The sequence below is a fragment of the Halomonas sp. A29 genome (genome assembly GCF_046723295.1).
GTDB lineage: Bacteria > Pseudomonadota > Gammaproteobacteria > Pseudomonadales > Halomonadaceae > Halomonas.
This window is the reverse complement of sequence record NZ_JAXQPR010000008.1, coordinates 11,815-25,481: the sequence shown is the minus strand read 5'-3', so window position 1 is coordinate 25,481 and position 13,667 is coordinate 11,815. Positions and strand designations below refer to the sequence as shown.

The following is a 13,667-nucleotide window of genomic DNA, read 5'->3' as shown; positions in this document are numbered from 1 at the left end:
GGTGTGATGGCCGCCCTGCATGGACTAAGTTCCGGCACGCTTCCTGAAGCTGTTAACGCTTCGTTGCTGCCTCGTTGCTGCTAGTCTACGGTTTAGAAGGCGAACTGCAGTTGAGACAGCCACGTCCCCAGGACGGACATCGTGGCGACTTCGACAGGGAATCATGGGCTGGAGGGAAGACCGTGCCCGAGTTCGATCTGGCGACAATCGATCTGGTGATCGTTGGCCTCTATGTGGTCATGATCTTGAGCGTCGGCTTCTGGGCGGGCCGCAAGCGCCAGGATTCGGAGAACTACTTTCTCGCCGGCCGCGGCATGATCTGGCCCCTGGTCGGGCTCAGCCTGGTTTCTGCCAACCTTTCCGGGACGTCCTATATCGGTCTCGCCGGTGCCGGTTATCACGATGGCATCGCGGTGTGGAACTACGAGTGGATGGCCACTCTGGTGCTGGTGTTCTTCGCTCTGTTCATCCTACCGTTCTACCTGCGCTCGCGTGTCAGCACCATGCCTGAGTTCCTGGCAAACCGCTACGACAAGCGCTCACGCTACGCCTTCTCTCTTTTTTCGGTTTTCACTGCCCTGTTCATCGATAGTGCCGGCGCGCTTTTTGCCGGCGGGATCGTCTTGAAGCTGCTGTTCCCGGAAGTGCCGCTGGGCCTGTTGATTACCGCCATGGCGCTGCTCGGCGGTCTCTATGTGATTCTGGGCGGCCTGCGTGCGGTGATGATCACCGACACCATCCAGGCCGTACTGCTCTATGTGGCCGGGGGAGTCATTTTCTACATGTTGTTCCAGGAGCTGGGCTCCTGGGATGCCGTCCGGGATGCAGCGCCGGAAGATGGCTTCACGGTATTCAAGCCGGCGGACGACGATTTCCTGCCCTGGCCCGGCGTACTCACCGGCGTGCTGTGGTTGGGTTTCTATTACTGGACGACCAACCACATCGTCATGCAGAAAGTCCTTTCCGCCAAGAGCATCGACCATGGCCGCTGGGGTGCACTGATGGCCGGCCTGCTGCAGCTGCCGCTGCTGTTCCTGCTGATCCTTCCCGGCACCATGGGGCGGGCGCTCTATCCGGATCTGTCCGACGCGGACCTGATCTGGCCAACGCTAGCCTTCGATTTCCTGCCCATCGGCGTGCGTGGACTGGTATTGGCAGCATTGGTGGCCGCACTGATGTCCACCCTCGACTCGGTACTCAACGGCGCTTCGTCACTGGTCGTCAACGACTTTATCAAGACACGAAAGAAGCAGCGCAGCGAGAAGCAGCTGATGTTGATCAGCCGAGCCATGGTGGGTGTGTTCATGGTGGCTGCTGGGCTGTGGGCACCGGTGATCCTCACCTTCGACGGTATCGTCGAGTATTTCCAATCCTTCCTGGGTTACGTGACCATGCCGGTGGTGGTGATCTTCCTCGGCGGGCTGTTCTGGCATCGAGCCAGCAGTGCGGCAGCCTTCTGGACCCTGGTCATCGCCGCCCCCATTGGCTTTGCTGCCTTCCTGGCAGGCGAGATCTTCGCGCTGTACACGCTGCAGTTCCTCTATGGCGCCGGCATCATGCTGTTGTTGAGCGCATCGCTGTTCGTCGCCATCACGCTGAGTACCGAACCGCCGCCCCAGGAGACTCAGAAGGAGTACGTCTGGTCACGCGAGGCCTGGCGCGAGGAGTCACGCGAGCTTGCCGGCAAGCCGCTGTGGCAGAACTATCGCGTGCTGGCGGGCCTGCTGGTGGTCGTCACGGTGGTCTGGGTGGGCCTGTTCATCTAGCGGGAAAACGGTGACGTGCTGCGCCGCCACCGTCGTCGGCGCACCAAGGCTTGCGGCCGCACGGGTTCAGCTCAGCGCCTCGCTCTCCTCCAGCGCGCCAGTCTGCACTCTCCATTGGGCGGCGTAGCGGCCGCCACGCTCCAGCAGTGCGGTATGGGTACCCTGTTCCACGACCCGCCCGCCGTCGACCACCACGATCTCGTCAGCGTGCACGATGGTCGAGAGCCGGTGGGCGATCATGATTACCGTGCGACCGTGGCCGATCTTGGCCAGCGAGCGCTGGATGGCCGCTTCGGTCTCGTTGTCCACCGCGCTGGTGGCCTCATCGAGCACCAGGATTGGCGGGTCCTTGAGCAGCGCCCTGGCCAGCGAGAGGCGCTGTCGCTGGCCTCCGGAGAGGCGTACGCCGCGCTCGCCCACGGTCGTGTCGAGCCCTTGGGGCAGCGCCTGGATGAACTCCCACGCCTCGGCGGTACGCGCCGCTTCGATCACTTCGGCTTCGCTCGCCTCGGGGCGCCCGTAGGCGATGTTGTCGCGAATCGAACCCTCGAAGAGATAGACGTCCTGGCTCACCAGGCCGATGGCCTGGCGCAGCGAAGCAAGGCTTACCTCGCCGATCGGCTGGCCGTCGATACGCACCTGGCCGGCCTCTGGATCGTAGAAGCGCAGCAGCAGCTTCATCAGGGTCGACTTGCCCGAACCGGTGGCACCCACCAACGCCAGGGTATTGCCGGCTGGCACCTGCAGGCTCACACCACCCACGCCGACGCCGCTGGCGGCATAGCGGAAGCTGACGTTGTCGAAGCTCACCTCGCCGCGCACCGGTTCCGCCAGTGGCTGCCCTTCATTGTCCTTGACCGTGATGGGTACCGCCAGCAGGTCGAGGATGCGTCGGGTGCTGGCCATGGCGCGCTCGAACAGGTCGATCACTTCGGCGAGCCCCGTCAGCGGCCACAGCAGGCGCTGGGTGAGGAAGACCAGCACACCGTAGGCGCCGACGTTGAGGTCGCCGCGCAGGGCCATCATGCCGCCCACGGTGAAGGTGGCCAGGAAGCCGGCCAGGATCGCCATGCGGATCACCGGGATGAAGGCGGAGCTGACCCGGATGGCGCGGCGGTTGGCCTCCACGTAAGCTTCGCTGACCTGGCGCAGCCGCTCGGCCTCGCGTGCCTCGCTGGTGAAGCTCTTGATCGTGGCGATGCCGGCGAGGTTGTTGGAGAGCCGACTGGCGAGGTCGCCCACCTTCTCGCGCACGTCGGCATACAGCGGGCCGGCCTTGCGTTGGAAGAAGAACGCGCCCCAGATGATCAGCGGAATCGGCGTGAAGGCGAGCAGCGCGATCAAGGGTGAGATGACGAAGAACACCGCGCCCACCGCGACCACGGTGACGCCAACCTGGATCAGCGAGTTGGCGCCGCCGTCGAGGAAGCGCTCGAGCTGGTTGACGTCGTCGTTCATGGTGGCAACAAGCTGGCCCGAGCTCTTCGACTCGAAGTAGGCCATGTCGAGGCGCTGGGCGTGCTCGTAGGTATCCAGGCGCATGTCGGCCTGTAGCCGCTGGGCCAAGTTGCGCCACAGGATCTTGTAGAGATATTCGAAGATCGATTCACCGGCCCAGATGAAGAAGGTGAGTACGGCGAGCACCATGATCTGCTGCTGGGCGGTCTCGAAGCCCAGCCGAGCGACGAAGCTGCGCTCCTGGTTGACCACTACGTCGATGGCCACGCCGATGAGTATCTCCGGAGCGATATCGAAGATCTTGTTGATGATCGAGCACGTCGTGGCGGCGACGATACGGCGCCGGTAACCGCGCGCATAACGCAGCAGGCGCACCAGTGCCTGGAAGCTGTTGGCGGAAGTATTGGCTGACATGAGGGATTCCTTTCGAGCAAGCGTCTCGAGCAAGAGTCGCAGCTTACCGGGTCGGGGAAGCTTTCACCAAGGCGAAAACTGGGCTTCCGATTTTCGCAACAGGGCGTTCGAAATCGAGCAACGTTGCGTCGAACTTGCATCGCCACGCCGGTATTCACGACAATGTTTGGCTTGCTCACCGCCAAGGATGCTCGATGCTCGCCGACCTCTTCGCCGTGATGGCCCCCGTTCTGGCCGGCGCCGGCCTGGGCTTTACCTGGATTCGCCTGGGCCAGCCCTACCCGGTGGACTTCGTCACGCGCCTGGTCTTCAACATCGGCACACCGGCCCTGGTCATCGCGTCGCTCACGAACGCCGAGATAGATGCCGGCAGCTTCGGGCGTACCATGCTCGCCACTGCGCTGGTGATGATGAGCATGGGCCTCGCCACCTTCGCCATGGCGCGCCTGCTGCGCCGGGATTGGCGGGTGCTGCTGGCGCCGATGATGTACCCCAACACGGGCAACATGGGGCTGCCGGTGGTGCTCTACGCCTTCGGCAGCGCCGGCTTCGCGTTCGGCATTACCGTGATGATCACGGTTTCTCTGTTCCAGTTCACCATCGGTTCCATCATTGCCAGCAGCGGCAGCAATCCCTTGCGAACTCTGGTCAGGACTCCCACGGTTTACGCTATCCTGATTGCATTGGCTCTGTTGCTGAGCGACACCGAGCTGCCGCGATGGCTGGCCAATAGCGTGGACCTGATATCTGGCTTCACCGTACCGCTCATGCTGATCACGTTGGGAGTCTCGCTGGCCAGCATCCAGGTGAAGAACCTGCGTTCGGGTATCGGCTTCAGCCTGCTGCGCATCCCGTTTGCCGCTCTGCTGGCCTGGGGAATCGGCACGCTGCTGGGCCTGTCGACGCTGGCGCTCAGCATCCTCGTGCTACAGATGAGCATGCCGGTGGCCGTCTTCAATTACCTGTTCGCGCAGCGTGCCAAGCGTGAGCCGGAGTACGTGGCCAGTCTGGTGTTCTGCTCGACACTGCTGGCACTGCTCTATCTGCCGATCCTGTTGGCGATACTGATGTAGCCGCCAGCGGACCACGAGGGTGATGGGAACACCCGGGCTGCTCCAGAGTCTGTATCTACCGGGGCGGTATCGAAATGCAAGGGAGAGAATCATGCACGAAGCAAGCAAACGGCTGGCAGTTCCGCTGCTGGCCTGCATCGCAGGAAGCGTCGGTTCGGCCCAGGCCGCGGAGATCGTCGCCGAGCGCATTGCCACCGAACATCTGGAGCTGCGTCTCGAGCGCCTTGCCGAGGGATTCGAACACCCCTGGTCGGTGGCCATGCTGCCCGACGGCCGTTTCCTGGTCAGTGAGCGCCCGGGGCGTCTGGCGCTGGTCGACGAGGATGGCAGCATTACCCACCTGGAGGGATTACCCGAGATCAGCGCCCAGATCCAGGGTGGGCTACTCGACGTCGCGCTGCACCCACTCTATGGCGACGGCGAGAACGACTGGATCTACTTCACCTGGAGCAAGCCCGACGGTAGCCAGACTGCTACGGCCCTGGGCCGAGCCCGCCTGGACGACAACCGCCTGATCGACCTCGAGACTCTGTTCGAACAGGAACAGCCCGCCGACCCCGGACGCCACTACGGTTCCAGGCTCGCCTGGCTGCCGGACGGCACGCTGCTGATGTCCATTGGCGACCGCGGCAGCCCATCGCGAGCCCAGGAGAGCCGTGACCATGCTGGCAGCATACTGCGCCTGACGGAAACTGGTGGCGTTCCAGAGGACAACCCCTTTGTCGGCGACGACGAGACGCTCGATGAGATCTTCACCCTCGGCAACCGCAATGCCCAGGGTCTGGTGGTCACGGAAGAGGGCGAGGCCTGGGCCACCGAGCACGGCCCTCTGGGCGGCGACGAACTCAACCGCCTCGTTGGCGGCGAGAACTATGGCTGGCCCGAGGTGAGCCTGGGACTCAGCTACGGCGCTCAACAGCCCGTCGGCGAGGACTCCCTGCCAGGCATGCGCGATCCCATTCATGTCTTCGAAGACCGTTTCGCCCCCTCTGGTCTGGCCCAGGTCAGCTCGCCCATGTTCGGGGAATGGCAGGGCCATCTGCTGGCGGGAGGGTTGCAAAGCGAGCAGTTGCACCGTCTGGCCCTGGATGGCGATGAGTTGGTCGACAGTGAGGTCGTACTCGATGGGCAAATCGGGCGCATTCGCGACGTACTCCAGGGACATGATGGTGCCATTTACCTGATCAACGACGATCCCCAGGGCAGCCTTTACCGGCTGAGGCCAGTCGATTGATCCCAAGTGTGGCGCCGGGCTTGAAGCCCGGTGCCGTCACATTCGTCGAACACCGTCCGCGAGTCGCCATGCGCCTACGCAATCTCATACTGATTACCGTCATTGCGCCGCTCTTCCTGGCGCTGCTGATCTTCAGCCTGGTGGCCATCAAGTCACTGGAGGATAACGTGCGCAATCGCCTGGAGCGGGAAGTCCAGGTAATCACCAACGTGATCGGCACCACCTTGAGCCACGCCCTGGCCCGCAATGCCACCGAACCCCTCGAGGAGTCGCTCTACTCCGCCTTCTCCTTCCACCGGATCTATGGCGCCTATGTATTCGATGCCAATGGCCGCGAGATCTACGGCCTTGGGCTGGGCCAGGCGCTGTTCAGCCCCGAGACCATTCGCGAGGTGGCCGAGCACGGCGAGATGCGTGCCGCCTACCGCGAACACGACGGCTGGCACTACTACTCGGCGCTGAAACCGCTGCTTTCTGCCACTGGCGAAGTGCAGGGCGTGCTACAGGTCAATCGGCTCAACACCGGTATCGAAAACTACACAGGGTTTCTAAGCCAACTGGCCCTACTGGCTTTCATCATCGGCGCGGCCGGCATCGTGCTGGGCATCTGGTGGGGCTTTCGACGCCACATCGAGCGGCCGCTCGAGCGTCTGCTCACCGTCATGCAACGCGTCGAGGCCGGCGACCGTGGTCAGCGCGCCGAAGCCGAAGGACCCCAGGAGTATGAACGTCTCGCCGTGGCACTGAACGGCATGCTGGACGCCATGGCCGAGAAGGATGCCGACATCGAGGCGCGCCGGCGCAAGGAGATCGAGCTTGAGAAACGGCTGCGCAAGTCGAAGAAGCTCGCCGAGCTGGGGGTGCTGGCTGCCGGGGTCGCCCACGAGATCGGCGCCCCGCTCACGGTGATCAATGGCCAGGCCCAGCGGCTGTCCCGGCGCGAAACGCTCAACGACGCCGACCGGGCCAGGTTGGGGCGCATTCGCAGCGAGGTGGAGCGCATCGTCGAGATCGTGCGTCAGCTGATGGAGCTCGGCCGCCGCCACAATGTCGAAAAGGAGCCGCTGGACCTGACCGAACTCTTCGGAGCGGCACGCGAACTGGTGGAGGAAGACTTCGAGCAGAACGCTATCCGCCTCGAACTCGATCTCCCCCCTTCCTCTTCACCGCTGCTGGCCAACGGTCAGCAACTGATTCAAGTATTGACCAACCTCCTGCGCAATGCCGCCCAGGTCAAGGAAGTCAGCCGTGTACGCATACGCACGCGGGAAAAAGAGGGCTGGCTGACGCTGTGGGTGGAAGATGACGGCTCGGGTATCGGCGACAAGGACAAATCCAAGGTCTTCGATCCCTTTTTCACTACCAAACCCGTCGGCCAAGGCAGCGGCCTGGGGCTTTCCATGGTGCACCGAATCATCAATGACCACGGCGGAACCGTCGGGGTGTTCGACAGCGAACTGGGGGGAGCCGGCTTCGAGATCGGACTGCCACTGAACGATGCCGATGAAGGAGGAACTGCCACGTGACTGGGAGCCACAGCCATACCGACTTACCCATACTCATCGTCGAGGATGACGCTGCCATTCTCGAGCTGCTGGAAGAGGAGCTCCAGGAAGCCGGTTATCAGACACTAGGCGTCGGCAGTGCCGAGGATGCCGTCATTACCTTGAGCCACAGCGAAGTGGCCCTGGTCATCAGCGACGTGCGCCTTCCCGGCATGAGCGGCATGCAGCTGCTTGAGCAATTACGCCACGAGGGCAGCCACCTGGGCTTCATCGTCATCACCGCCTTTGGAACCATCGACCAGGCCGTCGAGGCGTTGAAGATCGGCGCAGACGACTTCCTCACCAAGCCGCTGGATCTGGAGAGCGTGGGAGAAGCGGTCTACCGGGTGCTGGAAAACCGGCGCCTGGCCGAGCGCCTGCATCAGGACGAGCCGCCCGGCCACTTCCATGGCATCGTCGGCGAAAGCGAGACGATGCAGGCACTTTTCCACGATGCCGCGCGGCTGGCCAAGAGCGATGCGCCCATCCTCATACTGGGCGAGAGCGGCACCGGCAAGGAACTGTTGGCCCGTGCCATTCATGCCGAGAGCCCACGCGCCGGCGAACCTTTCGTTGCCGTCAACTGTGCCAGCATTCCCTCGGAGCTGATGGAGAGCGAGTTCTTCGGCCACATCAAGGGCGCGTTCACGGGCGCCAGCGAATCGCGCCAGGGCCTGTTCCAGACCGCCAACGGCGGCAGCCTCTTTCTCGATGAGATCGGCGAAATGTCACCCGGCCTGCAGGCCAAGCTGCTGCGGGCGCTGCAGGAGAAGATGGTCAAGGCGGTGGGAGCCGAGAGGGAGGAGGCGGTGGACGTCCGTATCATTGCCGCCACCCACCGTGACCTGGAGCAGGAGATAGAAAGCGGCAACTTCCGCAGCGACCTGTTCTACCGCCTGGAGACCTTCTCGCTGCGCATTCCTCCGCTGCGCGAACGCCAAGGGGATATCGAGCGGCTGATCTCCGCCATGATCGAGAAGCACGCCAGCGCCCAGGGCAAGAGCATCGAGCGCATCGAACCCGTGGCACTGCAGACCCTGCTCGACTACCCCTACCCTGGCAACGTTCGCGAACTCGAGAATGCCGTCATGCGTGCCGTGACCCTGGCGGAGGAAGGGCTGCTCAGCCATGCCGACCTGCCGGAGCGCATTCGCCAGCACGGCCAGGAGCAGCGTGGCGTCATGCGTCAGATCGAAACGGGCAAGTCGCTGGTCGCCAGCAGCCAGCAGAGCTGGCCAAGCCTGGAGGAAGTCGAAAAGCGCTACATCCAGAAAGTACTCGAGGCGACGGGCGGCAACAAGCGGCGCACCGCCGATATCCTTGGCATCGCCAGACGCACCCTCTATCGCCGCCTGGAGGAGGAATAGCCGCCCCTTGTCATGATCACGACTCGATATCACGACACGCCGATGGAAGGCACAAAAAGGCCCCCGTGGGAGCTCGGGGGCGAAGCACGCCATGCAATCCATCTGACGGTGCAAGGGGGGAGGGTGGCGGGCCGCCAGCGGATTGCGCCGCGTCATGCTTAGCGGATGACGCATCCTTGCGTCGACACTTCTCCTCTGACCCCAGCCATTCGGCCGGGGCCGGAACCAAAGAGGATCAATAGGCTTCGTCGCTGCCCTCATCCTCCGGATAGTCCCACTCTTCTTCCTCGTTTTCGTACTCGAACTCGGGTTCGTCACCCGGCATCGCCTCGGTGCCCTCGCCGAAGCCGGGCTCGTCTTGCATACCAGGCGCGGCTGGATCGGTACCCGGTGCCGCTTCGGTGCCAGGCGCTTGCTGCATGCCCGGATCCTGCTGCATGCCCGGATCTTGCTGCATGCCCGGATCCGTCTCGGTGCCCGGCATGGCCGGATCCTCGCCTGGCGCCGTGGTGCCATCGAAGCCCGGCGCGGCGGGGTCACCCGGGGGCTCACCAACACCTGTCTCATGACCCGGAGCTGCCTCGGTGGCCGGATAGTCACCCGGCTGCTCGGTACCCTGCTGGGTCTGGAATTCGTCCTGCTGTGTCTGCTGCGCCAAGGCCAGCGGGCTGGCGGTCAGCCCCATGGTCACGCCCAGGACGCCTAGCTTCTTCAGAAATTCCTTGGACATCATACTTCCACCTCCTGCGGTATCGTCTTGCGACGAATGGAATGGGCTTCCCGCCCTAGCCGTCACCGCATTCGATGACGGCACTTGAACCATCGGGTAGCACGTTAGTTGCCACCCTGCTCTTCCTCATCCTCAAGGGGATCTTCTTCCTCACCATCCATGGTAGCCTGCTGCCCGTCGGGCTCTTCTTCAGGCACCGGCTCCTGTTCGGCTTCCGGGAGCGGATCCTCTTCAGGAGCCACATCCCCCGCGCCTTCAGGGCTCTCCTCGACACCAGTCGTGGGATCCGCAGCGCCATCACCAGCGGCAGTATCTGTCTGGTCGATGCCAGGATCAGCCGTTGTGTCCTGCATCGGCGAGCCTTGCTCCTCCATGGCTGGACGCTCTTCCTCAACCGGAGGAAGCTCATCATCGTCATTGCCGCAGCCGGCGAGTGACAATGCGCCCATTGCAAGAGCCACCGCCGAGGCCAAGGCCGTCAATCGCCTGGCAGACCTGCTTGCACGTTTCTCATGGCTCATGTGGATCTCTCCCTGGTTGGTTCGTCCTCACCCAATATGCAGCACAGGCTGTGCCAGTCTTGCCATTTTTTCTTATATTTCATAAAAATCAGACAATTAGGTTTGAACAAGAACTAATATAATGTCGCTTTGGCATGGCTTTAACGTGGTACAAATTGACACATGGTCAGGTCTGCCACAGCTGTTGCCGCAAAGATTCCGCTTGACGCAAGACATGACGCAACAGGGGGCACCAATAGGTGCCCCCTGTCAGGTTGAGGAAAGCCGGTGAATCGACGCCTTACTCCGGAGAGACTCCGCGCAGTCGCTCGCTGCGCCGCCGCAACAGCTCCAGCGTCGTCAGCAACAGCATTGAGAGCAGCACCAGCAGCGTGGCCACGGCCAGTATCGTCGGGCTTATCTGCTCGCGAATACCGGACCACATCTGAATCGGCATGGTGCGCTGTTCCGGGCCGGAGATGAACAGCACCACCACCACTTCGTCGAAGGAGGTAATGAAGGCGAACAGGGCGCCGGAAACCACACCCGGAGTCACCAGCGGCAACACCACCTTGAAGAAGGTTCGAGTGGGATTGGCGCCAAGGCTATGAGCCGCCTTGATCAACGTAGTATCGAAGCTCGACAGGGTAGCCGTCACGGTGATGACGACGAACGGTATGCCAAGCGCGGTATGCGCCAGGATCACCCCTAGGTAGGTCTGCGCCAGGTTGATCTTGGAGAAGAAGAAGAACATGGCCGCCGCGGAGATGATCAGCGGTACGATCATGGGCGAAATGAGCAGCGCCATGATCACCCCGCGCGCCGGCATATGCCGGCTCGACAACCCCAGCGCCGCAATGGTACCCAGAATCGTCGCCAGGATCGTCGACGCAATACCGATGATGAAGCTGTTCTTGATCGCATGCAGCCAGGCCCGCGAGGTAAAGAAGTCTTCATACCAGCGCAGCGAGTAGGCGGCCGGATCGAGCTTGAGCATCGCCTCCGAGAAAGTGAAGTAGGGCTGCGCATTGAAGGAAAGCGGGATGATCACCAGCAGCGGCCCCACCAGAAACAGGAATATCAGCGCACAGATACCCAGGAAGACGTAATGCCAGATACGTTCGCCGCGAGTCGCATAGGAAGGAATGGCCATCGGATTACCCCAGCTTGACCTTGTCGACGCCGATCAGGCGATTGAAGACCATGTAGAAGACGATCACCACGAACAGCAGGATCGAGGCAATGGCTGCAGCCAGCCCCCAGTTCAACGAGGTCTGCATGTGGTAAGCGATGTAGTTGGTGATGAAGCGCCCTGACTGCCCGCCCACCAGTGCCGGCGTGATGTAGTATCCGATCGACAGGATGAAGACCAGAATGCCCCCGGCAGCAATGCCCGGAACGGTCAGCGGGAAGTAGACCCGCCGAAAGCTCAGGAAGGGTTTGCCACCCAGAGAGCGGGCCGCACGCATATAGCTCGGTGGAATGGTCTTCATCACCGAATAGAGCGGCAGAATCATGAACGGCAGCAGGATATGGGTCATGGCTATGATGGTGCCGGTCTTATTGTGGATCATTTGCCAGCGCGCCTCGTCGGCAATCACGCCAATGGCAACCATCATGTCGTTGAGTACTCCCTGGGACTGCAGGATGGCGATCCAGGTGGTGGTACGCACCAGCAGCGATGTCCAGAACGGCAGTAGCACCAGGATCATCAACAGGTTCGAATGGCGCAGCGGCAAACTGGCAAGCAGGAAGGCGACTGGGTAACCGAGCAACAGAGTCAGACCGGTGATCACTGCACTCATCCAGAAAGTGCGCCAGAACAGCGAAACGTGCACCTTGAGGTGGTCGGGCACCCGGACGATCTCCCCCGTCGGCGTAAGCTGTCGATCCACTGCCGCCAGATAGTAGGTGAGCGTATAGGGCGATGCCTCACGCTCGATCAACTTCCAGGTATCGAGCTCTCCCCAGGTGGCATTGATTTCGATCAAAGCTTCACGATAGGGCGGTTCCACGGGCAATTGGCGCGCCGTACGGTTGATCGCCGAGCGCATGCCCGATTTCTCGTAGTTCAGGCGGCTCGACAAGAGCCCCAGATTGCGCGCGGCCTGCCCTTCACGCAGGTCCTCTACCAGCGCGGCGAAGACCGGCTCATCAGGTAACGCGACGCTGTCCCAGCCTTCCAGAGCGGCGACGGTACGCGACAATTGGGTGGAAACTTCGGGATTGTCGACGCTGCGCCACAGCATTTCTACGATCGGCATGACGAAGGCGATGCCCAGGAACAGCAACAGTGGCAATACCAGCAGGAAGGCTTTGGCCTTCGAGCGCCGCACGGCGCGGCGCAAGCTGACCTTGAGCGGCACACCGTCGGCAGTAGTCAAAGGGGAAGCGACAGATTCGGACACTCAGGCCCCTCCAGGAAACGACGTGGCGAAAATAGAGTCGACAGCCCCACCCGGCCAAGGGCCGGGTGGGGGACACGGCTTACTGCGCCAGCCAGGCGTCGAAGCGCTGGGTCAGCTCGTCGTTGTAGTCAGCCCAGAACTCGTCGTCCTTCTGGATGGCAGTGGCGAAGTTGGGTGGGAAGGTCGGCATGTGCGGCATCATGTCGATACCGGTTTCCGCATGCACCGAAACCATGTCCGAGGAGGAGTAGCGAGCCGGGCCGTAGGAGATGTACTGGGCCTGGTCGGCGAGGCGCTGGGTGTCGGTGGCGAAGTGAATGTAGTCCTTCACCTTGTCGAGCTTGCCGACGGGTACCACCCAGCCATCCAGCTCGAACACCTGGGCATCCCAGATGATCTCGAAGGGCTGGTTCTCACTGACCATGGCATCGAAGATACGGCCATTGTAGGCGGAGCCGAAGGCCACCTCCTTGTCGGCGAGCAGCTGCGGCGGCTGGGCACCCTCCTCCCACCAGATCACCTCGTGCTTGATGGTGTCGAGCTTGGCGAAGGCGCGCTGAATGCCCTCTTCGGTCTCGAGCACGTCGTAGACGTCTTCAGGAGCCACGCCGTCGGCGACCAGAGCCCACTCGAGATTGTTGATCGGCTTGCGTAGCAGGGTGCGCTTACCGGGGAAATTCTCCAGATCGAACACATCGTGAATGGTGCTCGGCTGGTTGTCCTCCGGGAACATCTCGGTGTTGAAGGCAACGATGTTGGAGTAGACGATCGAGGCGACGAAGCATTCGCCCAAGGCACCGTCGACGAAGTCCTCGCTCGCTGGCGTACCGTCAGGTGCAGGCGCCAACAGCTCGTCGTGGTCCAGCGGCTCGATCAAGCCTTCGGCGCAGGCGATCATGGCGTCGGCCGGCAACATGTCCACCAGATCCCAGGTCACGTTGCCCGCCTGCGACTGCGCGCGCAACCCGGCCAGGGCATTGCCGCTGCGGTCGATGTTGATGATCTGATCGCCGGTCTGTTCCATCCAGGGCTCATGGTAAGCCCTCTGCTGACTCATGGTGTAAGCGCCGCCCCAGGAGACAATATTGAGTGTCTGCTGGGCCTGCGCCATGCCTGCCAGACCCATGACCGAAGCTCCCGCAACGGCACATGTCATCAGCTTAAGCACTGGTT

The 13,667-nt window shown here is 62.4% G+C and carries 11 protein-coding genes; 5 read left to right on the top strand and 6 right to left on the bottom strand.

Translation table 11 applies throughout. From position 1 onward, the window contains the following. The first annotated feature begins 182 nt into the window (after positions 1–182). Positions 183–1,766 (top strand): sodium:solute symporter family transporter, encoded by a 1,584-nt coding sequence (locus tag SPH52_RS16205; protein WP_411796086.1) that lies wholly within the window; start codon positions 183–185, stop codon positions 1,764–1,766. 66 nt (positions 1,767–1,832) lie between these two features. Here the strand turns inward: SPH52_RS16205 and SPH52_RS16200 are convergent, their stop codons facing one another. Beyond that, complete coding sequence (locus SPH52_RS16200) at positions 1,833–3,638, bottom strand: ABC transporter ATP-binding protein (RefSeq protein WP_411796085.1); 1,806 nt, start codon at positions 3,636–3,638, stop codon at positions 1,833–1,835. Positions 3,639–3,832: 194 nt separating this feature from the next. Here SPH52_RS16200 and SPH52_RS16195 point away from each other — a divergent pair, with 194 nt between their 5' ends. The 4 genes from SPH52_RS16195 (at position 3,833) to SPH52_RS16180 (ending at position 8,856) form a co-directional block, all read left to right on the top strand. After that, positions 3,833–4,711, top strand: coding sequence for an AEC family transporter (locus SPH52_RS16195; protein ID WP_411796084.1), 879 nt, complete (start codon positions 3,833–3,835; stop codon positions 4,709–4,711). Positions 4,712–4,802: 91 nt separating this feature from the next. After that, positions 4,803–5,945, top strand: a complete 1,143-nt coding sequence (locus SPH52_RS16190; protein WP_411796083.1) for a PQQ-dependent sugar dehydrogenase — start codon at positions 4,803–4,805, stop codon at positions 5,943–5,945. A gap of 68 nt (positions 5,946–6,013) precedes the next feature. Then, positions 6,014–7,471: an ATP-binding protein gene (locus SPH52_RS16185; RefSeq protein WP_411796082.1), complete on the top strand. Its 1,458-nt coding sequence runs from the start codon at positions 6,014–6,016 to the stop codon at positions 7,469–7,471. After that, a complete protein-coding gene (locus tag SPH52_RS16180) occupies positions 7,468–8,856 on the top strand; it encodes a sigma-54-dependent transcriptional regulator (protein WP_411796081.1) in 1,389 nt (462 codons plus the stop codon). The genes SPH52_RS16185 and SPH52_RS16180 overlap by 4 nt, the downstream gene beginning before the upstream one ends. 235 nt (positions 8,857–9,091) lie before the next feature. On the opposite strand, the gene SPH52_RS16175 is transcribed toward SPH52_RS16180, so the two are convergent. From SPH52_RS16175 to SPH52_RS16155, 5 genes are all read right to left on the bottom strand, one after another. Beyond that, the gene (locus SPH52_RS16175; RefSeq protein WP_411796080.1) at positions 9,092–9,586 is read right to left on the bottom strand and encodes a hypothetical protein; all 495 of its coding nucleotides are present in this window, start codon (positions 9,584–9,586) and stop codon (positions 9,092–9,094) included. A gap of 104 nt (positions 9,587–9,690) precedes the next feature. Then, positions 9,691–10,107 (bottom strand): hypothetical protein, encoded by a 417-nt coding sequence (locus SPH52_RS16170; protein WP_411796079.1) that lies wholly within the window; start codon positions 10,105–10,107, stop codon positions 9,691–9,693. 280 nt (positions 10,108–10,387) lie between these two features. Beyond that, positions 10,388–11,239 (bottom strand): ABC transporter permease, encoded by an 852-nt coding sequence (locus tag SPH52_RS16165; protein ID WP_411796078.1) that lies wholly within the window; start codon positions 11,237–11,239, stop codon positions 10,388–10,390. A gap of 4 nt (positions 11,240–11,243) precedes the next feature. Beyond that, positions 11,244–12,494, bottom strand: coding sequence for an ABC transporter permease (locus tag SPH52_RS16160; RefSeq protein ID WP_411796077.1), 1,251 nt, complete (start codon positions 12,492–12,494; stop codon positions 11,244–11,246). Between the two features lie 79 nt (positions 12,495–12,573). Next, a complete protein-coding gene (locus SPH52_RS16155; RefSeq protein ID WP_411796076.1) occupies positions 12,574–13,620 on the bottom strand; it encodes an extracellular solute-binding protein in 1,047 nt (348 codons plus the stop codon). Between the last annotated feature and the right edge of the window lie 47 nt (positions 13,621–13,667).